This window comes from Pseudescherichia sp. L3 (genome assembly GCF_024656065.1).
In the GTDB taxonomy this organism is placed as follows: domain Bacteria; phylum Pseudomonadota; class Gammaproteobacteria; order Enterobacterales; family Enterobacteriaceae; genus Pseudescherichia.
In genome coordinates this window covers 436,179-458,451 of sequence record NZ_JANKYC010000003.1, presented here as the reverse complement: position 1 = coordinate 458,451, position 22,273 = coordinate 436,179, and the positions used below count along the sequence as shown (strand labels likewise).

21 protein-coding genes are annotated in these 22,273 nt (G+C 55.6%); 14 read left to right on the top strand and 7 right to left on the bottom strand.

All coding sequences use genetic code 11. The annotated features are described in order from the left end of the window. Window positions 1-351: 351 nt before the first annotated feature. Together NR795_RS17445 and mdtD are read left to right on the top strand one after the other, a co-directional pair. On the top strand, window positions 352-1,056 hold the full coding sequence (locus tag NR795_RS17445; protein WP_144819427.1) for a FadR/GntR family transcriptional regulator: 705 nt from the start codon (window positions 352-354) through the stop codon (window positions 1,054-1,056). A gap of 11 nt (window positions 1,057-1,067) precedes the next feature. Continuing rightward, window positions 1,068-2,465 carry a multidrug transporter subunit MdtD gene (mdtD, locus tag NR795_RS17440; protein ID WP_257758868.1) on the top strand — a complete coding sequence of 466 codons (1,398 nt, stop codon included), beginning with the start codon at window positions 1,068-1,070 and terminating at the stop codon, window positions 2,463-2,465. Here mdtD and rbsR read toward each other — a convergent pair. The 7 genes from rbsR to kup all read right to left on the bottom strand — a co-directional run bounded on the left by rbsR (window position 2,462) and on the right by kup (window position 10,309). Beyond that, complete coding sequence (gene rbsR / locus NR795_RS17435) at window positions 2,462-3,454, bottom strand: ribose operon transcriptional repressor RbsR (protein WP_257758866.1); 993 nt, start codon at window positions 3,452-3,454, stop codon at window positions 2,462-2,464. The genes mdtD and rbsR overlap by 4 nt on opposite strands. Before the next feature lie 3 nt (window positions 3,455-3,457). Beyond that, the gene (gene rbsK, locus NR795_RS17430; protein ID WP_257758865.1) at window positions 3,458-4,387 is read right to left on the bottom strand and encodes a ribokinase; all 930 of its coding nucleotides are present in this window, start codon (window positions 4,385-4,387) and stop codon (window positions 3,458-3,460) included. Between the two features lie 57 nt (window positions 4,388-4,444). Next, on the bottom strand, window positions 4,445-5,335 hold the full coding sequence (gene rbsB / locus NR795_RS17425; protein WP_144819423.1) for a ribose ABC transporter substrate-binding protein RbsB: 891 nt from the start codon (window positions 5,333-5,335) through the stop codon (window positions 4,445-4,447). 26 nt (window positions 5,336-5,361) lie between these two features. Further along, window positions 5,362-6,327 carry a ribose ABC transporter permease gene (rbsC, locus tag NR795_RS17420; RefSeq protein ID WP_144819422.1) on the bottom strand — a complete coding sequence of 322 codons (966 nt, stop codon included), beginning with the start codon at window positions 6,325-6,327 and terminating at the stop codon, window positions 5,362-5,364. Next, entirely contained in the window at window positions 6,324-7,838 is a 1,515-nt protein-coding gene (rbsA, locus tag NR795_RS17415) for a ribose ABC transporter ATP-binding protein RbsA (protein WP_257758863.1), read from the bottom strand. Before rbsA ends, rbsC begins: the two co-directional genes overlap by 4 nt. A 7-nt stretch (window positions 7,839-7,845) precedes the next feature. After that, on the bottom strand, window positions 7,846-8,265 hold the full coding sequence (gene rbsD / locus NR795_RS17410; protein WP_144819420.1) for a D-ribose pyranase: 420 nt from the start codon (window positions 8,263-8,265) through the stop codon (window positions 7,846-7,848). A 175-nt stretch (window positions 8,266-8,440) separates the two neighbouring features. After that, window positions 8,441-10,309: a low affinity potassium transporter Kup gene (gene kup / locus NR795_RS17405; RefSeq protein ID WP_257758862.1), complete on the bottom strand. Its 1,869-nt coding sequence runs from the start codon at window positions 10,307-10,309 to the stop codon at window positions 8,441-8,443. A 216-nt stretch (window positions 10,310-10,525) separates the two neighbouring features. On the opposite strand from kup, the gene ravA reads away from it, so the two are divergent. The 12 genes from ravA to atpA all read left to right on the top strand — a co-directional run bounded on the left by ravA (window position 10,526) and on the right by atpA (window position 22,241). After that, a complete protein-coding gene (gene ravA, locus NR795_RS17400) occupies window positions 10,526-12,019 on the top strand; it encodes an ATPase RavA (protein WP_144818254.1) in 1,494 nt (497 codons plus the stop codon). Continuing rightward, complete coding sequence (gene viaA / locus NR795_RS17395; protein WP_257758861.1) at window positions 12,016-13,467, top strand: ATPase RavA stimulator ViaA; 1,452 nt, start codon at window positions 12,016-12,018, stop codon at window positions 13,465-13,467. Before ravA ends, viaA begins: the two co-directional genes overlap by 4 nt. 36 nt (window positions 13,468-13,503) lie before the next feature. Next, window positions 13,504-13,962 (top strand): transcriptional regulator AsnC, encoded by a 459-nt coding sequence (gene asnC / locus NR795_RS17390; RefSeq protein ID WP_257758860.1) that lies wholly within the window; start codon window positions 13,504-13,506, stop codon window positions 13,960-13,962. Between the two features lie 90 nt (window positions 13,963-14,052). Further along, entirely contained in the window at window positions 14,053-14,502 is a 450-nt protein-coding gene (gene mioC, locus NR795_RS17385) for an FMN-binding protein MioC (protein ID WP_144818256.1), read from the top strand. Window positions 14,503-14,875: 373 nt separating this feature from the next. Next, window positions 14,876-16,765, top strand: coding sequence for a tRNA uridine-5-carboxymethylaminomethyl(34) synthesis enzyme MnmG (gene mnmG / locus NR795_RS17380; RefSeq protein WP_144818257.1), 1,890 nt, complete (start codon window positions 14,876-14,878; stop codon window positions 16,763-16,765). Window positions 16,766-16,870: 105 nt separating this feature from the next. Beyond that, window positions 16,871-17,494 (top strand): 16S rRNA (guanine(527)-N(7))-methyltransferase RsmG, encoded by a 624-nt coding sequence (gene rsmG, locus NR795_RS17375; RefSeq protein ID WP_257758859.1) that lies wholly within the window; start codon window positions 16,871-16,873, stop codon window positions 17,492-17,494. A gap of 614 nt (window positions 17,495-18,108) precedes the next feature. Continuing rightward, complete coding sequence (gene atpI, locus NR795_RS17370) at window positions 18,109-18,489, top strand: F0F1 ATP synthase subunit I (protein WP_042393520.1); 381 nt, start codon at window positions 18,109-18,111, stop codon at window positions 18,487-18,489. Between the two features lie 8 nt (window positions 18,490-18,497). Beyond that, a complete protein-coding gene (gene atpB / locus NR795_RS17365; RefSeq protein ID WP_257758858.1) occupies window positions 18,498-19,316 on the top strand; it encodes a F0F1 ATP synthase subunit A in 819 nt (272 codons plus the stop codon). A gap of 50 nt (window positions 19,317-19,366) precedes the next feature. Beyond that, the gene (gene atpE / locus NR795_RS17360; RefSeq protein ID WP_000429386.1) at window positions 19,367-19,606 is read left to right on the top strand and encodes a F0F1 ATP synthase subunit C; all 240 of its coding nucleotides are present in this window, start codon (window positions 19,367-19,369) and stop codon (window positions 19,604-19,606) included. Window positions 19,607-19,668: 62 nt separating this feature from the next. Further along, window positions 19,669-20,139 (top strand): F0F1 ATP synthase subunit B, encoded by a 471-nt coding sequence (gene atpF, locus NR795_RS17355; RefSeq protein ID WP_042393514.1) that lies wholly within the window; start codon window positions 19,669-19,671, stop codon window positions 20,137-20,139. Between the two features lie 14 nt (window positions 20,140-20,153). Continuing rightward, entirely contained in the window at window positions 20,154-20,687 is a 534-nt protein-coding gene (gene atpH / locus NR795_RS17350) for a F0F1 ATP synthase subunit delta (RefSeq protein WP_257758855.1), read from the top strand. 12 nt (window positions 20,688-20,699) lie between these two features. Then, the gene (gene atpA, locus NR795_RS17345; protein WP_042393509.1) at window positions 20,700-22,241 is read left to right on the top strand and encodes a F0F1 ATP synthase subunit alpha; all 1,542 of its coding nucleotides are present in this window, start codon (window positions 20,700-20,702) and stop codon (window positions 22,239-22,241) included. The last annotated feature ends 32 nt before the right edge of the window (window positions 22,242-22,273 follow it).

Sequence of the window (22,273 nt, the reverse complement as noted above, 5' to 3'; positions counted from 1 at the left end):
ATTGTTAAAGAGCAGTGCAACGTGGCTTTCAGCTCACCGTTGCGAGGTGGCGTATATTACGCTTTCCTCATTCAGAGTCAAGCGTTTATTTTCGCTTTTCTCTGCCGAAGTGCCCGGAGGCGCTTCGCTGACCGGCCGGCTTATTCGCCGTTGTTCCGTGTCAGTGGAGGCGCATTATAGGGAGTTATTCCGGGGTGACAAGTCTTAAATGCAAAAAACTTTTTAAACGCGCTATTTTTCACCAGGGCGTACTAAAAACCATCACAATGGGCTGCATTTGTTGAATTTTGCGCCGATAACCTGTGTCAGGTGGCATACTTAAAGAGATAAATAGAAGAAGGAATATGATATATGCCATTAAGCGCACAGCATTTAGCCGCTCAGAAAAACCTTTCTTATGTTCTGGCAGAGAAGCTGGCCCAGCGGATCTTAACCGGTGAGTATGCGCCAGGCTCAATTTTGCCTGCAGAGATGGAGCTAGGGGAGGAGTTTGGCGTAAGCCGAACGGCGGTCAGGGAAGCCGTAAAAACATTAACGGCGAAGGGAATGGTGCTACCACGTCCACGTATCGGTACGCGTGTTATGCCCAAGGGAAGCTGGAACTTCCTCGATCAGGAGCTGCTCTCCTGGTGGATGACGGACGATAACTTCCAGGAAGTGATTAACCACTTTCTGGTTTTGCGCAGTACGCTGGAGCCGCAGGCCTGTAGACTGGCGGCCGAGCTGGGTAGCGCCGAGCAGAAAGCGCACCTGAATACGCTGATGGAAGAGATGGTAGAGTTAAACCAACATTTTCATCGCGAACGCTGGCTAGATGTGGATACCGCCTGGCATGAACATATCTATGCTATGAGCAGTAATCCCTTCCTGTCGTCGTTTGCCACGCTGTTTCACTCGGTTTATCACACCTACTTCAACTCTATTACCCATAATGAAGTGGTTAAACTTGAAAATCATCAGGCTATTGTGGATGCCATTCAGGATAGCGATGGTGAACGCGCCTTCAGCGCATGTCAGGCATTACTTAACACGCCTCACCCGCCGGAGACTAAATAACAGGACGCAGTATGACCAAGAAAAAAGCGCGCAGCATGGCCGGTTTGCCATGGATTGCGGCGATGGCCTTCTTTATGCAGGCGTTGGACGCCACTATTCTCAATACCGCGCTACCGGCTATAGCGCACAGTCTTAACCGCTCCCCGCTGGCGATGCAGTCAGCAATTATCAGCTACACCCTGACCGTCGCTATGCTGATCCCGGTCAGCGGCTGGCTGGCGGACCGTTTCGGTACGCGACGCATCTTTATGCTGGCGGTTTCGCTCTTCACTCTGGGATCGCTGGCCTGCGCACTATCAAATTCGCTGGGGATGCTGGTTGTGTTTCGCATCGTGCAGGGGATAGGTGGCGCAATGATGATGCCGGTTGCCCGCCTTGCGTTGCTGCGAGCGTATCCGCGCAGTGAATTACTTCCGGTACTCAACTTTGTCACCATGCCTGGCCTGGTGGGCCCCATTCTTGGCCCGGTACTCGGCGGGGTACTGGTTACCTGGGCAAGCTGGCACTGGATATTCTTGATCAACATTCCGATTGGCATTGCCGGGCTGTTCTACGCCCGTAAATATATGCCGGACTTTACGACGCCGCGCCGCCGTTTCGATATGAGCGGTTTTCTGCTGTTCGGCGTAAGCCTTGTGCTCTTCTCTATCGGCATTGAGCTGTTTGGCGAAAAACTGGTGGCCAGCTGGCTGGCGCTCACCATTATCTTCAGCAGCATAGTGCTGTTCTATGCCTATATCCGTCACGCTCGCCATCATCCCTCACCGCTGATTGCCCTGCCGATATTCAAGACCCGCACCTTCTCGGTGGGGATTGCGGGCAACATCGCCTCGCGCCTCGGTACCGGCTGCGTTCCTTTCCTGATGCCGCTGATGCTTCAGGTCGGCTTCGGCTATACGGCACTCATTGCGGGCTGCATGATTGCGCCTACCGCGATAGGGTCGATTCTGGCGAAATCCACCGTTACCCAGGTATTACGCTGGTTCGGCTACCGCAAAACGCTGTTTGGTGTGACGGTCATCATTGGCGTAATGATTGCGCAGTTTGCCCTTCAGTCGCCGTCGATGGAGGTGTGGTTGCTGATCCTGCCGCTCTTTATATTAGGCATGGCGATGTCCACGCAGTTCACGGCCATGAACACCATTACGCTCGCCGACCTGACCGACGAGAACGCCAGCAGCGGTAACAGCGTACTGGCTGTCACCCAGCAGCTATCGATTAGCCTTGGCGTTGCCGTCAGCGCGGCGGTACTGCGGTTTTATGAAGGCTTTGAAAGCGCCAATACCATTGAGCAGTTCCACTACACCTTTATTACCATGGGCATAATCACCCTGATATCGGCATCCGTCTTCCTGCTGCTTAAAGCGAAAGATGGGCGGAATCTGATTAAGGAGCGGCACAAGCCTTAAGCGGAGCCGCGCGTCATTAGCACCGGCGTCAACTGTAGCCGCTGCTGGGAGAGGGTTGGATCGGCAATGCGATGAGTCAGAACATCGATCGCCAGCTCACCCAGTTCATCCTTAGGCTGATGAACGGTGGTGAGCGGCGGCGTCATATAGCGCGCCAGTTCGATATCGTCGTAGCCGATAATGGCCATATCCTCCGGGACCTTGAGTCCCGCCTGATACAGCGCCTGATAAGCGCCAACGGCCATCGCATCGTTACCGATAAATACCGCCTGAGGCCGCTCCTGCTGCGCCAGCAGCGCCTGCATAGCGGCAACACCGCCGCCAAACTCAAAGTCACCGACGATCTCATCGCCTTCACGCACCGTCAGCCCTGCCCGGGCCATTGCCTCCCGATACCCCTCCAGACGTAACCGCGCAGGGGTTTTATCCAGCGGGCCGGTAATGCAGGCGATACGGGTAAAGCCTTTATCAATCAGATACTGGGTTGCCATATCGCCACCCAGCAGCGAGTTGTCCTGGATGATATCGATATCACCCTCAAAGGGGGCCCAGTCCATCATCACGGTGGGAATAGAGGGATAGCGCTGGATAATCTCTCGCGAAAGCTGATGCGTCTCGGTACACAGCACCAGCAGCCCGTCGACGCGCTTTTGCATCAGGGTCTCCAGGTTACGGTTCATCCGCTCTTCATCGCCTTCGGTATTACAGAGCACCAGGCTATAGCCACGTTCGAAACAGCTGCGCTCAACGCCGCGCACCAGTTCAGAGAAGAAGGGGTTAGAGCTGGCGGTGATCAGCATCCCGATGGTGCGCGTCTGCTTAAGCTTGAGACTGCGCGCCAGTGCCGAAGGAGCGTAGTTAAGGCTTTTGATCGCCTCTTCCACCTTTTCCCGAATCGCATCGCTGACAAAGCGATCGTTATTAATGACGTGCGAAACCGTCGAGGTGGAAACGCCCGCCAGGCGGGCAACGTCCTTCATGGTGGCCACGCTTTACCCCTGCTGACTCAAGAAATCGTTGATCTCGTTACGCCATGGCACAGAGGGCTGCGCGCCTTTGCGCGTAACGGCAATCGCCGCCGCCGCATGGGCAAACACAATGGCCTCATCAAGCGGCTTATCCTCCAGCAGCGCGGTCACCAATGCGCCGTTAAAGGTATCACCCGCCGCAATCGTATCAATGGCGTTGACCTTAAAGCCCGGCACCCGGCGGCCCTCACCGTTGACGCTGGCCCATACGCCGCGGCTGCCAAGGGTAATGATCACCGTACCGATGCCTTTATCATGCAGTGCGAGCGCCGCTCGCTCGGCATCGCTGTCGCTTTCTACGCGAATGCCCGTCAGCCTTTCCGCTTCGGTTTCATTGGGGGTGATAATGTCCACCAGCGCCAGCAGCTCGTCAGATAATACACGCGCCGGGGCCGGGTTCAGTACGACAGTGGTATGATTTTCATGGGCAATTTTCGCGGCGGCCAGCACGCTCTCTACCGGCGACTCCAGCTGCATCAGCAGCGCGTCCGCGTCGGTAATCAGCGCCTGCTGAGCGGCAACCTGCTCGGGAGAGAGCGCGGCGTTGGCTCCCGCATGAATACCGATGACATTCTCCCCTTCGCCGTTGACAAAGATCAGCGCGACGCCGGTAGACTCTCCGTCAACCACGCTCACGGGCGCAACGTTAATGTTATCGTTGGCCAGCTGGGCGCGGATCCGATCGCCGGTATCGTCGCTGCCGGTGCAGGCGATAAACGCAATCTGCGCCCCGCTACGCCCGGCGGCCACCGCCTGGTTGGCCCCTTTACCGCCAAAGGCGACCTGGTAGTGCGTACCGGTCACGGTTTCGCCCGGCATCGGGAAAGCGTCAAGGTTGAGAATGTGATCGGCATTGATACTGCCAAGGACAACGAGCTTACCTGCTGTTTTCATGGTGGGATCTTCCTGTAAGGTACGCCACCCTGGGGTGGCGTAAGCCTTAAAACGTGATTACTGTTTAATAACCAGCTTCAGGTCAACCGGGTATTTCGCCTGAACCTTCTCGCCTTTCAGCACTTTATCAGCAGTTTCAACGCCTTTCGCGCCGATCTGCTCCGGCAGCTGGGCAATGGTCGCCGCCAGTTTGCCGTCGTTTACTGCTTTCTCACCGTCCGGCGTGCCGTCGAAGCCCACCACCATCACGTCGGATTTGCCCGCCGTCTGCAGCGCACGCAGCGCACCCAGCGCCATCTCATCGTTCTGAGCAAATACGGCCTGCACATCAGGATGCGCGGTCAGCAGGTTCTGCATCACGTTCAGACCTTTGGTGCGGTCGAAATCTGCCGGCTGGCTAGCCAGCACGTTGAATTTATGCGCCGTCACGGCCTGCTGGAAGCCCTCGCCGCGTTCGCGAGCGGCAGAGGTGCCTGCAATACCCTGCAGCTCAATCACCTTCGCGCTTTCACCGGCTTTCTTCGCGATGTAATCGCCAGCAATTTTGCCGCCCAGCACGTTATCTGAAGCAATGTGGCTCACGACTTCACCTTTGGCCGCTACGCGGTCCAGGGTGATCACCGGGATTTTAGCCTGGTTCGCCATCTTCACGGCGTTACCGACTGCATCAGAATCGGTCGGGTTGATCAGCAGGATTTTCGTGCCGCGCACGGTCAGGTCCTGCACGTTAGCCAGCTCTTTCGCCGGGTTGTTCTGGGAATCCAGCACCACCAGGTTATAGCCCAGCTTGTCGGCTTCTTTCTGTGCGCCATCCTTCAGTGAAACAAAAAATGGGTTGTTCAGGGTAGAGACCACCAGCGCAATGGTGTCTTTCGCCATCGCGTTTGCGCTCACGGTTGCACTCAGTGCGACAGCAGAGACCAGAGTAGCCAGTTTTTTCATGTTCATAATCAGATGTCCTGTAATGTCATTTATTACTGCTTTTTGTTGTCTACCAGCACCGCCAGCAAAATTACCACTGCCTTAACGATCATCTGGTAATAGGAGGAAACACCCAGCAAGTTCAGTCCGTTGTTAAGGAAACCAAGGATCAGTGCACCGATTAGCGTGCCTACAATGCGCCCTTTACCGCCCGCGAGGCTGGTACCGCCCAATACAACCGCAGCGATGGCATCCAACTCGTAGCCGGTACCGGCTGTGGGTTGTGCAGAGGAGAGGCGCGCCACTTCAATGATGCCCGCCAGCGATGCCAGCAGGCCACTTAAGGAGTAGACGATGATTTTGACTTTGTTAACGCTGATCCCGGAGAGGCGCGTGGCCGCTTCGTTACCGCCCAGGGCATAGATATAGCGGCCCAGGCGGGTATGGTGCAGCATATACCACGCGGCCAGGAAGACGATACCCATGATCCAGACCGGCGTCGGGATACCCAGCGGTCGGCCAATACCAAACCAGCCAAAGAGATCGGCGTTATCGGTAAAGCCGGTATTCACCGGGCTACCGTTGGTATAGACCATGGTCACACCGCGCAGCAGCAGCATCATGACCAGGGTGGCGATAAACGCCTGCACCCGCCCTTTCGCGACAATGACCCCGGTCATTGCCCCTACCGCAGCGCCCAGCGCCAGCGCGGCGGCAATCGCCACCAGAGCATTAACTTCCATACCGACAATCGAGGCTGCCACCGCGCCGGTGAGCGCCAGCAGCGAGCCCACGGAGAGATCGATCCCCGAGGTCAGGATCACCAGCGTCATCCCCACCGCCATAATGGCGTTTACCGAGGTCTGCTGCAGAATGTTAAACAGGTTATTGATGGTGAAAAAGTTAGGGCTCATCGTGGAGACAATCGCAATCAGCACCAGCAGGGCAATCAGCGATTTTTGTTCCATCAGCCACGCCTTATTAAAGTAGCGGCGGGGGGTAACGGTCTGGGTACTCATATCGTTGACTCCTGGGTCTCGCGATTTAGCTTGCCGACGGCGGCAGCCATCAGCACTTCCTGGGTTGCCTGCTCACGGGTGAACTCACCACCCAACTCTCCTTCATGCATCACCATGATGCGATCGCTCATGCCAAGCACCTCTGGCATTTCTGACGACACCAGAATGATGCTCAGCCCATCCGCTTTAAACTGGTTGATGAGCTGATAGATCTCTTTTTTGGCACCGACGTCCACGCCGCGCGTGGGTTCGTCGAGGATGAGCACCTTCGGGCGCGTCATCAGCCCGCGGGCGATAGCGATTTTTTGCTGGTTACCGCCGGAGAGCAGGCCGATAGGCTGCTCCATCGAGGGGGTTTTGACGTTAAACAGGCGGATAAAGTCGCTCACCGCCTGCTGCTCATCGCTATGCTTCAGGCTACCGCCGCTGCGGCTGAAGTAGCGCAGCGCGGTCAGGGACATGTTCTCTTTCACCGACATGCCCAACACTAAACCATCGCGCTTACGATCCTCGGAGATGTAGACGATACCGTTAGCCAGGCCATCCTGCGGCGAACGGGTCACGACCTCGCGACCATCAAGGGTAACGGTGCCGCCGGTACGCGACAGCGCGCCGTACAGCACCTTCATCAGCTCGGTACGTCCTGCGCCCATCAGCCCGGCTACGCCGAGGATTTCACCCTGGCGCAGAGTAAAGGAGACATTGTTCACCCCCGGTCCGCACAAGTTGTCGACCTTCAGACGCATCTCACCCGGTGCTTTATCAATATGTGGATACTGATCTTCCAGCTTGCGTCCCACCATCATCTCAATCAGCGTATCTTCAGTGAGCGAGCTAACCTCACGCTCGGCGATAAACTGCCCGTCACGGAAGACGGTCACGTCATCGCAGATCTCGAAGATCTCTTTCATGCGGTGAGAGATGTAGACAATGCCGCGTTCCTGAGATTTCAGCTCGCGGATCACGCGAAACAGGGAGTCGGTTTCGGTATCGGTGAGGGCATCGGTCGGCTCATCCATTACGATGACCTTCGACTCAAAGCTCAGCACCTTGGCGATCTCGACCATCTGCTGATCGCCAATGGAGAGATCCCCTACCAGCCTGTCGCTCTTAAAGCGCAGGTTGAGTTTCGCCAGCAGAATGTCCGCTTCGGCATACATTTTTTTCCAGTCGATTTTGCCAAAGCGGTTAACAAACTCACGGCCTAAAAAGATGTTTTCGGCGATGGTCAGCTGCGGGATCAGGTTCAGCTCCTGATGGATAATCCCGATCCCCGCCTCCTGCGACGATTTTGGTCCATTAAAGGTCGTCTCCTGGCCCAGCCACAGTAGCGAACCGGCATCGCGAGTGTAGATACCGGTTAACACTTTCATCATGGTGGATTTGCCAGCGCCGTTCTCGCCCACCAGCGCCATCACGCGGCCAGGGTAGACGTTGAGCGCTGCGCCGGAGAGGGCTTTTACGCCGGGGAACGCTTTGTCGATCCCCTTAAGCTGAAGTAGTGCGTCCATGATGGCCTCAGAAGGTGACGCCAGCACAGAGAATGATATTCGCATACGGGGAGCACTCCCCGCTGCGAATAACCGCCTGGCTTGCTGCGGTATGTTGTTTAAATGCTTCGTGCGTGGTGTAGCGCACTTCGATGGTATTTCCCTGGTGTTGTTGCAGCTGCTCAATATGGTTGAGCAACGCTTCGTGGAGCTGCGGATTATGCTGTTTGATTTCCGTAGCGAGAATGGCTGCCTCAACCTGCATCTCGGTGGTGACCACCTCAAGTACCTGCATAAACGAAGGTACGCCCTGGGTTAATGCCATATCGATGCGTTGCGTACTGTGGGGAACCGGCAACCCGGCGTCGCACACCACGAGCGTATCGGTATGCCCCAGACGGGAGATAACCGATGAGATTTCAGAGTTCAGTACAGATCCTTTCTTCATTTTTTCTGGCTCCACTAGCGAAACGTTTCGCTGAGGCCAGTGTATGCCGGATAGCGTTCATTTAACCATCACCACGTTAAAGATCTGTGATCGGCATCGAAACGTTTCGCTAACGGAAATTGAGAGGAAGAGAAGCAGGCCGGGTAAGCGAAGCGCCACCCGGCATATGGCAGGTTTAGATTTCTACTTGCGTACCCAGCTCAATAACCCGGTTAGGCGGGATCTCGAACTGGTCCGGGGCGCGCAGGGCGTTACGCTGCAGCACCAGGTAGAGCTTACCGCGCAGGCGCAGATACCAGGGACGTTTGCCCACGATCAGCGACTCGTGAGACATAAAGAACGAGGTCTCCATCATACGACAGCTCAGCCCCTCCAGTCCGCAGCGGTGGAAGACCTCCTCCACGTTCGGCGTCTCGCGCCAGCCGTAGCTGGCTACCACGCGCCAGAAGGTCGGCGAAAGCTGCTCGATCTGTACCCGGCGGACGTTATGCACATAGGGTGCGTCCTCCGTGCGCAGGGTCAGCAGGATCACCCGCTCGTGCAGGACCTTATTGTGCTTGAGGTTATGCAGCATCGCGAAAGGAATAACGTTCAGCGCCCGCGACATATAGACCGCCGTGCCCGGTACCCGCACCGGCGGGGATTTCTCCAGCGAGGCGATCATCGCCTCCAGAGAGTTACCGTGCTCGTGCATACGCCGCAGCAGGCGGAAGCGCTCGCTTTTCCACGTCGTCATAATCAGGAACATCACGAGGCCGAGACTCAGCGGCAGCCAGCCGCCAGAGAGCAGCTTGTCGAGGTTCGCCGAGAAGAGCGGAATGTCGATGCAGAGGAACGCCACCAGAATCAGCGCCACAAGGAACTTGTTCCAGTGCCAGTTTTTACGTGCCACGGTGGTGGAGAGGATAGAGGTCAGCACCATGGTGCCGGTCACCGCGATACCGTACGCCGCCGCCAGGTTGCTTGAACGCTCAAAGCTGACGATCACAATCACTACGGCAAAGTAGAGCAGCCAGTTAACAAAGGGAATGTAGATCTGACCGGACTCCATCTCCGAGGTGTGAATAATGCGCATCGGCGACAGGTAGCCCAGACGCACCGCCTGACGCGTAAGCGAGAACACACCGGAGATCACCGCTTGGGAGGCAATAACCGTTGCCAGGGTGGCGATAAGCAGCATTGGGATCAGCGCCCACTCAGGGGCCAGCAGGAAGAACGGGTTCTTGATTGCCTCCGGGTTTTTCAGCAGCAGCGCGCCCTGGCCGAAGTAGTTCAGCGCCAGCGACGGCAGCACCAGGCTAAACCACGCCAGGCGGATAGGCAGCTTGCCGAAGTGCCCCATGTCGGCATACAGCGCCTCTACGCCGGTGATCGACAGCACCACCGCACCCAGCGCCACAAACGACACGGCTTTATATTCGAGGAAGAAGTGCACCGCCCACATCGGATTCAGCGCCTGCAACACCTCAGGATTAGCGATAATCCCGCGCAGGCCCAGCACGGCCAGGATGATAAACCAGGCCAGCATAATCGGCGCAAACAGCTTACCCACCAGCCCGGTGCCGTGTTTCTGGATCATAAACAGCAGCGTCAGTACCACGATGGACAACGGTACCACCCAACTATCTAGCGAGGGCGCAATAATCTCCAGCCCCTCGATAGCCGACATCACCGAGATCGCAGGCGTGATCACCACTTCGCCATAGAAGAAGCTGCCGCCAATCAACCCCATGATCACCAGTACCGAGGTCATTCGCGCCGAGGTATTGCGCCCCGCCAGCGACATCAGGGTCAAAATCCCCCCTTCTCCGGCGTTATCGGCCCGCATCACGAAGGTCAGGTACTTAATAGAAACAACAAAAATCAGCAGCCAGAAGATGAGTGACAGAAAGCCAAACACCGCGTCGCGTTCGACGCCAAAACCAAACTGACCGGACAAACATTCACGAAGAGTATAAAGCGGGCTGGTTCCGATATCACCGTAGACAACCCCAATTGCTGCGAGGGTTACCGCAGACAATGATTGCTTATTATCAGTGCTCATAGACTAATCTTTTGTATGGATGACAAGTGTGCGCTTAGTCCCTTGGCCCACAAAAGCGCACAGTATGCATGATTCTTCAATAAATCGAAGCCTTAAATGCGCCAGGGTTATCCTGACGCAAAGAATGTGAAGGCATTATTCCGTCTATTACAAGCCCTTGTTGAAACGTATACTCACTTTTGTCCACCGACAGCGGCGAAAGGATGCAGAACAATTATGGCTCACTCACATTTATTAGCAGAAAGAATTTCCCGTCTCAGCAGCGCGCTGGAAAAAGGCCTGTATGAGCGTAGCCACGCTATCCGCCTGTGCCTGCTGGCCGCATTAAGCGGGGAGAGCGTATTTCTTCTTGGCCCGCCCGGTATTGCTAAAAGCCTTATCGCTCGCCGGCTTAAATACGCCTTTCAGCACGCTCGTGCCTTTGAATACCTGATGACCCGCTTTTCGACACCGGAAGAGGTTTTTGGCCCGCTCTCTATTCAGGCATTGAAAGATGAAGGGCGCTACGAGCGCCTGACAGCAGGTTATCTTCCGGAGGCGGAGATCGTCTTTCTGGATGAAATCTGGAAAGCTGGCCCCGCTATCCTGAACACCCTGCTGACTGCCATTAACGAACGGCGTTTTCGCAACGGGGCCAGCGAAGAGAAGATCCCGATGCGCCTGCTGGTGGCAGCCTCTAACGAGCTGCCGGAAGCCGACAGCAGCCTCGAGGCGCTTTACGACCGTATGCTGATCCGCCTCTGGCTGGATAAGGTTCAGGATAAGGGAAACTTCCGTTCAATGCTGGTCAGCCAGCAGGATGAGAACGATAACCCGGTTCCGGCCTCGCTGCAGGTAACGGACGAGGAGTATCAGCAGTGGCAGCAGGAGATAGGCCACATCACCCTGCCTGACGCGGTGTTCGAGCTGATCTTTATGCTGCGTCAGCAGCTGGATAACCTTCCCAACGCCCCCTACGTTTCTGACCGACGCTGGAAAAAGGCCATCCGCCTGCTGCAGGCCAGCGCCTTTTTCTGCGGGCGCGATGCGGTCTCACCCATCGATCTTATCCTGCTGAAAGATTGCCTGTGGCATGACGCCCAGAGTCGGGAGCTGCTCGCCCAGCAGGTCGACATATTGATGACCGGACACGCCTGGCAGCAGCAGGCCATGCTGGTCCAGCTGGGAGCCATTGCCCAACGGCGTATCCAGCTCCAGCAGCAGCAGAGCGATAAGACCGCCCTCAAAGTGCAGCGCCAGAGCGGTATGTTTAGCCGCCGCCCGCACTATGAGCTTCCCCCAGACATCAGCGACGATACGCTGACCCTGCTGCTTCAGCAGCCGCTTAAGCTGCACGATATGCAGGTCGTGCACATTACTCTCGAACGCGCCCCGCTGGAGCAATGGCTAATGAAAGGCGGCGAGATCCGCGGCAAGCTCAACGGGATTGGGTTTGCCCAGGTGCTTAATCTGGAAGTGGATGCCACCCTGCACCTGATCGTGCGCGATGTAAGTCTACAGGCCTCCCGGCTGGCGCTGCCCGGATCCTCTCAGGAGAGCGTGCCAGAGGAGATCCGCCAGCAGCTTGAATCACTCGATAACACGTGGCACCAGCAGCACACCCGCTTCAGCGAACAGCAGAAGTGCCTGTTTATCCACAGCGACTGGTTAGGGCGCATTGAAGCCAGCCTGCAGGACGTCGGCGCGCAGATCAAACAGGCCCGGCAATGATCACCCTCGACACGCTGAATGTGATGCTGGCGGTGGGTGAAGAGGGGCTCATTGAAGAGCTGATTGTCGCTCTGCTGGCCTCACCGCAGCTGGCGGTGTTCTTTGAAAAGTTTCCCCGGCTCAGGCGCGCCATTACCGAGGATGTCCCCCGCTGGCGAGAGGCGCTAAGAAGCCGCCTAAAGGAGACAGCGGTTCCGCCGGAGCTGACCGAAGAGTTTCTCTGCTACCAGCAGACCCAGCTGCTGGCGACGCCGCAGTTTATTGCCCAACTTCCGCAGATCCTCACCCTGCTCGCAAAGGTGCACTCGCCCTATGCCGAACAGGCCAGCCAGCTGATCGCCGATAATCCTACCCTTACTCCCGCGCTGCACACGCTGTTTTTACAGCGCTGGCGATTAAGCCTGGTGGTGCAGGCGACCACGCTCAACCAGCAACTGCTGGAGGAGGAGCGCGAGCAGCTCTTAAGCGAGGTTCAGGAGCGCATGAAGCTGAGCGGGCAGCTTGAGTCGGTGCTGATCGAAAATGAAAACGCAGCCGGACGGCTGTGGGATATGAGCGCCGGGCAGCTAAAACGCGGTGACTATCAGCTCATCGTCCGCTACGGCGACTTCCTTGCCGAGCAGCCGGAGCTGAAACAGCTGGCCGAACAGCTTGGCCGCTCCCGGGAGGCAAAATCGGTACCGAAAAAAGATTCGCCGATGGAGACCTTCCGCACGCTGGTACGCGAGCCAGCGTCGGTGCCGGAGCAGGTAGACGGCCTCCAGCAGAGCGATGATATTCTGCGCCTGCTGCCGCCCGAGCTTGCGACCCTCGGCATTACCGAGCTGGAGTATGAGTTCTACCGTCGGCTGGTGGAGAAGCAGCTTCTCACCTACCGCCTGCATGGTGAAGCCTGGCGGGAGAAGATCACCCAGCGCCCGGTGGTGCATCAAAGCGTTGATGAACAGCCGCGCGGGCCGTTTATTATCTGTGTCGATACCTCTGGCTCGATGGGCGGTTTTAACGAACAGTGTGCGAAGGCGTTCTGCCTGGCGCTAATGCGGGTGGCGCTGGCGGATAACCGGCGCTGCTATATCATGCTGTTTTCCAGCGAGGTGGTACGCTATGAGCTGTCGGGATCGCAAGGGCTAGAGGAGGCGATCCGCTTCCTGAGCCAGCGCTTTCGCGGCGGAACCGATCTCGCCAGCTGCTTTCGCGCCGTGATTGAGCGGATGCAGGGCGGTGAGTGGGCGGATGCCGACGCGGTGGTGATCTCAGACTTTATCGCCCAACGCCTGCCTGACGAGGTGGTGAATCAGATCAAAATGCTACAGCAGGTGCATCAGCATCGCTTTCACGCGGTAGCGATGTCCGCTCACGGCAAGCCAGGGATCATGCGTATTTTCGATCATATCTGGCGCTTTGACACCGGTATGCGCAGCCGTCTGCTGCGTCGCTGGAAGCGTTAATCTCAACCCAATAGTGAACAATAACGGCTGAACATTATGGAAAGTTACCAGATTGACAACCTCGACCGGGGCATTCTGAAGGCGCTGATGGCCAATGCCCGCACGGCCTATGCTGAACTGGCGAAGCAGTTTGGCGTCAGCCCTGGCACCATCCACGTCCGCGTAGAGAAGATGAAACAGGCGGGCATCATCACTGGCGCGCGCATTGACGTCAGTCCGAAACAGCTCGGCTACGACGTCTGCTGCTTTATTGGCATCATTCTCAAGAGCGCCAAGGACTACCCGTCGGCGCTGGCCAAGCTGGAGAGTCTGGAGGAGGTCACCGAGGCCTACTACACCACCGGCCACTACAGCATCTTCATTAAGGTCATGTGCCGCTCGATCGACGCCCTCCAGCAGGTACTTATCAACAAGATCCAAACAATTGATGAGATCCAGTCCACCGAGACGCTGATCTCCCTGCAGAACCCGATCATGCGTACCATCCGCCCCTAGCCGGGAAAAATAATCACCACATTTTCCACAGGTAGATCCCAGCTGATTCACAGCGTACAATACCGCTCTTATTCATCGGAGCGGATCATCATGGCAGACATTACTCTCATCAGCGGCAGTACGCTGGGCGGCGCGGAATACGTTGCAGAACATCTGGCTGAGAAGCTGGAAGATGCCGGTTTCTCTACCAGCACGCTGCATGGGCCTCTGCTTGAGGATCTTCCCACCGATGGCGTATGGCTGCTGATCTCCTCTACCCATGGCGCAGGGGATCTGCCTGACAACATTCTGCCTTTATATGAAGAGTTGCAGGAGCAGCAGCCGGATCTCTCCCAGGTTCGCTTTGGTGCGGTGGGTCTCGGTAGCCGTGAGTACGATACTTTCTGTGGTGCCATTGAGAAGCTGGAAGAGGTATTGAAAGGCTGCCAGGCAAAACAGATCGGCGAAACGCTAAGGATCAACGTCCTCGAACATGAGATTCCGGAGGATCCGGCGGAAATTTGGCTGGGATCGTGGATCAATTTACTGAAAGAAGTGTAAAGATCGTGCGATCAGCTGTGGGTAACTCTGGTTAAAAGCATTGATCAACCGGTAGTTATCCACTGTATAAGGTTTGTTTAAAGTTTCACCTGTGCATAACCCGCCATTTTGATCCCAGCTTATACGGTGTGGGATCACCGATCTTTCACAGCAAACGATCCTCAATAACGCGTTGATCTTAATGAGAGGATCCGCCTTATCCACAGGAGAGGGCGATCCTAATAAGAGATCATAATAAAACAGATCTTAAATAAAAAAGATCTTCTTTTTAATAGTCAGGATCCCGGCACTTTCTCGATGGACTAAAGTTGAGTAGAATCCACGGCCCGGACCCCAATCCACTTTCTAACCGCTCTGTGCGAGGCAAACCACCATGTTTTATCAGGATCCTTTTGACGTCATCATCATTGGCGGGGGTCATGCAGGTACCGAGGCTGCAATGGCCGCTGCACGTATGGGTCAGCAGACCCTCCTTCTGACACACAATATCGATACGCTAGGACAGATGTCCTGCAACCCGGCTATTGGCGGTATTGGGAAAGGACACCTGGTAAAAGAAGTGGACGCGCTGGGCGGGCTGATGGGCACCGCAATCGACCATGCAGGCATTCAGTTTAGGATACTAAACGCGAGCAAAGGCCCCGCCGTACGGGCGACCCGTGCTCAGGCGGATCGTGTGCTCTATCGCCAGGCGGTACGCACCGCACTGGAGAACCAGCCGAACCTGATGATCTTCCAGCAGGCAGTTGAGGATCTGATCGTCGAAAACGATCGTGTGGTGGGTGCAGTGACCCAGATGGGTCTCAAATTCCGGGCGAAGTCGGTGGTGCTGACGGTGGGGACCTTCCTCGACGGCAAAATCCATATCGGGCTGGATAACTACAGCGGTGGCCGGGCGGGCGATCCGCCGTCCATTTCACTCTCGCGCCGCCTGCGTGAACTGCCGCTGCGGGTAAACCGTCTGAAAACCGGTACGCCGCCGCGTATTGACGCCCGTACCATCGACTTCAGCGTTCTCGCCCAGCAGCATGGCGATAACCCGTTGCCGGTCTTCTCGTTCATGGGTAGCGTTGACCAGCACCCGCGTCAGGTGCCGTGCTATATCACCTACACCAACGAGAAAACCCATGACGTGATCCGCAATAACCTCGATCGCAGCCCAATGTACGCCGGCGTGATCGAAGGGATCGGGCCACGCTACTGCCCGTCGATCGAAGACAAAGTGATGCGCTTTGCCGATCGTAACCAGCACCAGATCTTCCTGGAGCCGGAAGGGCTGACCTCAAACGAAATTTATCCGAACGGCATCTCTACCAGCCTGCCGTTCGACGTACAGATGCAGATCGTCCGTTCCATGCAGGGGATGGAGAACGCGAAGATTGTGCGTCCGGGCTATGCCATCGAGTATGACTTCTTCGATCCGCGTGACCTGAAGCCGACGCTGGAGAGCAAATTTATCCAGGGCCTGTTCTTTGCCGGACAGATCAACGGCACCACCGGCTACGAAGAGGCCGCTGCGCAGGGGCTGCTGGCGGGTCTTAACGCCGCCCGCTTCTCTGCCGAGAAAGAGGGCTGGGCACCGCGCCGCGACCAGGCCTACCTTGGCGTGCTGGTAGACGATCTCTGCACTCTTGGCACCAAAGAGCCGTACCGCATGTTTACTTCCCGCGCAGAATACCGTCTGATGCTGCGTGAAGATAACGCCGACCTGCGTCTGACGGCCGCTGGCCGCGAACTGGGTCTGGTAGACGACCAGCGTTGGGCACGCTTTAACGAGAAGCTGGAGCGTATTGAGCGTGAGCGTCAGCGCCTGAAGGATATTTGGGTGCACCCGCACTCTGAGCAGGTTGACGAAGTGAACGCTATCCTCAGCGCGCCGCTGTCACGCGAAGCCAACGGTGAGGATCTGCTGCGCCGTCCGGAGATGACCTACAGCGGCATGGTGAACCTCTCGCCGTTTGCGCCAGGCCTTGACGATCCGCAGGCCGCTGAACAGGTAGAGATCCAGGTCAAATACGAAGGCTACATCGCCCGCCAGCAGGATGAGATTGAAAAGCAGCTGCGTAACGAAAGCGCTATCCTGCCAGCGACCCTGGACTACCGTCAGGTGAGCGGCCTCTCCAACGAGGTAATCGCCAAGCTTAACGATCACAAACCGTCGTCTATTGGTCAGGCGTCGCGCATCTCAGGCATTACCCCTGCGGCCATCTCCATTCTGCTGGTCTGGCTGAAAAAACAGGGTATGCTGCGCCGCAGCGCCTGATGTCGACTTTCGGCGGGTGGCGCTTTGCTAACCCGCCCTACGAATTTGTAGGCCCGGTAAGCGCAGCGCCACACCGGGCAATTCAATTTTAGACAGGTAACTACCGTGCTCAACAAACTCTCTCGTCTGCTTAACGATGCAGGCATTTCGCTCACCGATCACCAGAAACAGCAGCTGGTGGCCTATGTCGATATGCTCCACAAATGGAACAAGGCGTACAACCTCACCTCGGTACGCGATCCGAACGAGATGCTGATTCGCCACATTCTGGACAGCGTGGTGGTTGCGCCTCACCTGACGGGAACCCGCTTTATCGACGTAGGAACAGGGCCTGGCCTGCCTGGCGTGCCGTTGGCCATCGTTCTGCCCCAGGCGCACTTCACGCTGCTGGACAGCCTTGGCAAGCGTATTCGCTTCCTGCGTCAGGTGCAGCATGAGCTGAAGATTGACAACATTGCGCCGGTGCAGAGCCGCGTAGAGGAATTTCCGGCCGAGCCGCCGTTCGATGGCGTGATCAGCCGCGCCTTTGCCTCGCTCACTGATATGGTTAGCTGGTGTCATCACCTGCCGGCAGGGGAGGGGCGTTTTTACGCCTTGAAAGGCCAGCTGCCTGACGATGAGATTGCTCAGCTGCCGTCTGGGTTCAGCGTGGAGTCGGTGGTAAAACTGCGCGTTCCGCAGCTGGAAGGAGAACGTCATTTGGTGATCGTTAAGGCAAACTCGCTTTAATTTTTATCAAAAAATAGCAATTTTCCGCTGTAGAGAATCTGTTAAAAAAAGCAAAACAAAGCAGCGGAAGATTTTTCAGGATTTAACCTTAATTTTACTGTGACTTTTCCAGTTGTTAACCTGCTATTTTGCTTAACTGTGAAAATAGTCAACAGGGAAAGTATCAGCCTGCTAAAAATCAGCAAAATAAATTTTACAAAGATGTTAAATGTTTATTAAGAATGTCAATAAAAGGTTTTTATTGTATATCGTGCTTTTTTAGAAAGAGTGGATAAGATTCAGCAAAAATATCAAAAAGATGAGTCAACTTAATTTCTTAGCACGAATAATATGTTCTGAGCGCAAATGTTCAATTTGTGATCTGATGCACGCTTTAACATCAGTGTTGGCGCGCAATACGCAAATTTGCACTAGCGCTCACAGTTTGTCAGAAAGTGAAAAAATAGCCCTCGGGAAATTTATTTAAACATTTATTCACCTTTTTGCTACTTATTGTTTGAAATCACGGGGCCGCACCGTATAATTTGCTCGCTTTTTGATGCTTGACTCTGAGCCGTAAAGAACGTTTTATACGACACGCGACATACCTCGAAGTGAGCAGGAGTAAAAACGTGATGTCTTTGTCGCTCTTGAGTAGAAACGTTGCTCGTAAGCTTCTGTTCATTCAGTTTCTGGCTGTGATAGTAAGTGGATTACTGTTTAGCCTCAAAGACCCCTTCTGGGGCGTCTCCGCATTATGCGGTGGACTGGCAGTCGTGCTGCCAAATATGTTGTTTATGATTTTTGCCTGGCGTCATCAGGCGCATACACCTGCTAAAGGCCGCATGGCCTGGTCCTTCGCCTTCGGTGAAGCGTTCAAGGTGTTGGCAACCTTCGTGTTGCTGGTGGTGGCGCTGGCGGTTTTGAAGGCGGTTTTTTTGCCGCTGATCGTGACGTGGGTTTCGGTGCTGGTTGTACAGATACTGGCACCCGCTGTAATTAACAACAAAGGGTAAGAGGCATCATGTCTGCAGGAGAAATCTCAACACCGCAGGACTACATCGGTCACCATCTGAACAACCTTCAGATTGACCTGCGTACGTTCTCGCTGGTGGATCCGCATAACCCCCCGGCCACATTCTGGACGCTGAACATCGACTCCATGTTCTTCTCGGTGGTTCTGGGCCTGTTGTTCCTGATGGTGTTCCGTGGCGTTGCCAAAAAAGCAACCAGCGGCGTCCCAGGAAAATTCCAGACGGCGATTGAGCTGGTCATTGGTTTTGTCCACGGTAGCGTGAAAGACATGTACCACGGCAAAAGCAAGGTGATCGCGCCGCTGGCCCTGACGATTTTCGTCTGGGTATTCCTGATGAACCTGATGGATCTGCTGCCTATCGACTTCCTGCCGTGGATTGGCGAGCACGTGCTCGGCCTGCCGGCGCTGCGCGTGGTTCCGTCTGCGGACGTGAACATCACCCTGTCGATGGCGCTGGGCGTATTCATCCTCATTCTGTTCTACAGCATCAAAATGAAAGGCATTGGCGGCTTCACGAAAGAGCTGACGCTGCAGCCGTTCAACCACTGGGCATTTATTCCTGTCAACTTAATCCTTGAAGGGGTAAGCCTGCTGTCTAAACCGGTTTCGCTCGGTCTGCGACTGTTCGGCAACATGTATGCCGGTGAGTTGATTTTCATTCTGATTGCTGGTCTGTTGCCGTGGTGGTCACAGTGGATCCTGAATGTGCCGTGGGCCATTTTCCACATCCTGATCATTACGCTGCAAGCCTTCATCTTCATGGTTCTGACGATCGTCTATCTGTCGATGGCGTCTGAAGAGCACTGATTTTTTTACCAACACTACTACGTTTTAACTGAAACAAACTGGAGACTGTCATGGAAAACCTGAATATGGATCTGCTGTACATGGCTGCCGCTGTGATGATGGGTCTGGCGGCAATCGGTGCTGCGATCGGTATCGGCATCCTCGGAGGTAAATTCCTGGAAGGCGCAGCGCGTCAACCGGATCTGATCCCTCTGCTGCGTACTCAGTTCTTTATCGTTATGGGTCTGGTGGATGCTATCCCAATGATCGCTGTAGGTCTGGGTCTGTACGTGATGTTTGCTGTCGCGTAGTAAGCGTTGCTTGATTTTTACGGGCAATATCAGAACGTTAACTAGATAAGAGGCATTGTGCTGTGAATCTTAACGCAACAATCCTCGGCCAGGCCATCGCGTTTGTCCTTTTCGTTCTGTTCTGCATGAAGTATGTATGGCCGCCGTTGATTGCTGCCATCGAAAAACGTCAAAAAGAGATTGCTGACGGTCTTGCTTCTGCTGAACGAGCTAAAAAGGATCTGGACCTTGCACAGGCCAACGCGACCGACCAGCTGAAAAAGGCGAAAGCGGAAGCCCAGGTAATCATTGAGCAGGCGAACAAACGCCGTGCCCAGATCCTGGACGAAGCCAAAACCGAAGCAGAGCAGGAACGTACTAAAATCGTGGCGCAGGCGCAGGCAGAAATTGATGCCGAACGTAAGCGCGCTCGCGAAGAGCTGCGTAAGCAGGTTGCGGTCCTGGCTGTTGCTGGCGCCGAGAAGATCATCGAACGTTCCGTGGATGAAGCTGCTAACAGCGACATCGTGGACAAACTTGTCGCTGAACTGTAAGGAGGGAGGGGCTGATGTCTGAATTTGTTACGGTAGCTCGCCCCTACGCCAAAGCAGCTTTTGACTTTGCCGTCGAACACCAGAGTGTAGAGCGCTGGCAGGATATGCTGGCGTTTGCCGCCGAGGTGACAAAAAACGAACAAATGGCAGAGCTTCTCTCCGGTGCGATAGCACCGGAAGCGCTCGCTAAGTCGTTTATCGCAGTATGTGGAGAGCAGCTGGACGCCAACGGCCAGAACCTGATTAAGGTGATGGCAGAGAACGGTCGTCTGAATGCGCTCCCTGATGTTCTTGAGCAGTTTATTCAATTGCGTGCAGCCAGCGAGGCTAGCGCTGAGGTTGAAGTCACCTCGGCAATCGCACTGAGTGAAGAACAGCTTTCGAAAATCAGCGTCGCGATGGAAAAACGTCTGTCACGCAAAGTGAAGCTGAATTGCAAAATCGATAAGTCTGTGATGGCAGGCGTTATCATCCGTGCGGGTGATATGGTCATTGATGGCAGCGTACGCGGCCGTCTTGAACGCCTCGCAGACGTCTTGCAGTCTTAAGGGGACTGGAGCATGCAACTGAATTCCACCGAAATCAGCGAACTGATCAAGCAGCGCATTGCTCAGTTCAATGTTGTGAGTGAAGCTCACAACGAAGGTACTATTGTTTCTGTAAGTGACGGTGTTATCCGTATCCACGGTCTTGCTGACTGTATGCAGGGTGAGATGATCTCCCTGCCGGGTAACCGTTACGCTATCGCACTGAACCTGGAGCGCGACTCCGTAGGTGCAGTCGTGATGGGTCCGTACGCTGACCTCGCCGAAGGCACCAAGGTTAAGTGTACCGGCCGTATTCTGGAAGTGCCGGTCGGCCGTGGCCTGCTGGGCCGCGTGGTAAACACCCTGGGTGCGCCAATCGACGGTAAAGGTCCGGTAGAACACGATGGCTTCTCGCCAATCGAAGTTATCGCACCGGGCGTAATCGAACGTCAGTCCGTCGACCAGCCGGTTCAGACCGGTTATAAGTCTGTTGACGCCATGATCCCAATCGGCCGTGGCCAGCGTGAGCTGATCATCGGTGACCGTCAGACCGGTAAAACCGCGATGGCAATCGATGCGATCATCAACCAGCGTGACTCCGGCATCAAGTGCGTGTACGTGGCTATCGGCCAGAAAGCGTCCACCATTGCTAACGTAGTGCGTAAGCTGGAAGAGCACGGTGCGCTGTCCAACACTATCGTTGTGGTGGCTACCGCCTCTGAATCCGCTGCGCTGCAGTATCTCTCTCCGTATGCTGGCTGTGCGATGGGCGAATACTTCCGTGACCGCGGTGAAGATGCACTAATCGTGTACGATGACCTGTCCAAACAGGCCGTTGCTTACCGTCAGGTCTCCCTGCTGCTCCGTCGTCCGCCAGGACGTGAAGCATTCCCGGGCGACGTGTTCTACCTCCACTCCCGTCTGCTGGAGCGCGCATCCCGCGTAAACGCTGAGTACGTTGAGAACTTCACCAAAGGTGAAGTAAAAGGTAAAACTGGCTCCCTGACCGCGCTGCCGATCATCGAAACCCAGGCGGGTGACGTTTCCGCATTCGTTCCGACCAACGTAATCTCGATTACCGACGGTCAGATCTTCCTGGAAACCAACCTGTTTAACTCCGGTATTCGTCCGGCGGTTAACCCGGGTATCTCTGTATCCCGTGTGGGTGGTGCTGCTCAGACCAAGATCATCAAGAAACTGTCCGGTGGTATCCGTACCGCGCTGGCACAGTATCGTGAACTGGCTGCGTTCTCTCAGTTCGCATCCGATCTGGATGAAGCAACCCGTAAACAGCTGAGCCACGGTCAGAAAGTGACCGAGCTGCTGAAGCAGAAACAGTACGCTCCAATGTCTGTTGCGCAGCAGGGTCTGGTGCTGTTCGCGGCTGAACGCGGTTACCTCGAAGATGTGGAACTGGCGAAAATCGGTAGCTTCGAAGCCGCTCTGCTGGCTTACGTTGACCGTGACCACGCTCCGCTGATGCAAGAGATCAACCAGTCCGGTGGCTATAACGACGAAATCGAAGGCAAGCTGAAAGGCATCCTCGATTCCTTCAAAGCAACCCAGTCCTGGTAACGTCTGGCGGTCTGTCTTAGGGCAGACCGCAA

Coding starts and splice junctions, on each gene's coding strand:
- NR795_RS17445 (WP_144819427.1), top strand. CDS start 352: ATGCCATTAAGCGCACAGCATTTAGCCGCTCAGAAAAACCTTTCTTAT.
- mdtD (WP_257758868.1), top strand. CDS start 1,068: ATGACCAAGAAAAAAGCGCGCAGCATGGCCGGTTTGCCATGGATTGCG.
- rbsK (WP_257758865.1), bottom strand. CDS start 4,387: ATGAAAACAGCAGGTAAGCTCGTTGTCCTTGGCAGTATCAATGCCGAT.
- rbsB (WP_144819423.1), bottom strand. CDS start 5,335: ATGAACATGAAAAAACTGGCTACTCTGGTCTCTGCTGTCGCACTGAGT.
- rbsC (WP_144819422.1), bottom strand. CDS start 6,327: ATGAGTACCCAGACCGTTACCCCCCGCCGCTACTTTAATAAGGCGTGG.
- rbsA (WP_257758863.1), bottom strand. CDS start 7,838: ATGGACGCACTACTTCAGCTTAAGGGGATCGACAAAGCGTTCCCCGGC.
- rbsD (WP_144819420.1), bottom strand. CDS start 8,265: ATGAAGAAAGGATCTGTACTGAACTCTGAAATCTCATCGGTTATCTCC.
- kup (WP_257758862.1), bottom strand. CDS start 10,309: ATGAGCACTGATAATAAGCAATCATTGTCTGCGGTAACCCTCGCAGCA.
- ravA (WP_144818254.1), top strand. CDS start 10,526: ATGGCTCACTCACATTTATTAGCAGAAAGAATTTCCCGTCTCAGCAGC.
- viaA (WP_257758861.1), top strand. CDS start 12,016: ATGATCACCCTCGACACGCTGAATGTGATGCTGGCGGTGGGTGAAGAG.
- asnC (WP_257758860.1), top strand. CDS start 13,504: ATGGAAAGTTACCAGATTGACAACCTCGACCGGGGCATTCTGAAGGCG.
- mioC (WP_144818256.1), top strand. CDS start 14,053: ATGGCAGACATTACTCTCATCAGCGGCAGTACGCTGGGCGGCGCGGAA.
- mnmG (WP_144818257.1), top strand. CDS start 14,876: ATGTTTTATCAGGATCCTTTTGACGTCATCATCATTGGCGGGGGTCAT.
- atpI (WP_042393520.1), top strand. CDS start 18,109: ATGTCTTTGTCGCTCTTGAGTAGAAACGTTGCTCGTAAGCTTCTGTTC.
- atpB (WP_257758858.1), top strand. CDS start 18,498: ATGTCTGCAGGAGAAATCTCAACACCGCAGGACTACATCGGTCACCAT.
- atpE (WP_000429386.1), top strand. CDS start 19,367: ATGGAAAACCTGAATATGGATCTGCTGTACATGGCTGCCGCTGTGATG.
- atpH (WP_257758855.1), top strand. CDS start 20,154: ATGTCTGAATTTGTTACGGTAGCTCGCCCCTACGCCAAAGCAGCTTTT.
- atpA (WP_042393509.1), top strand. CDS start 20,700: ATGCAACTGAATTCCACCGAAATCAGCGAACTGATCAAGCAGCGCATT.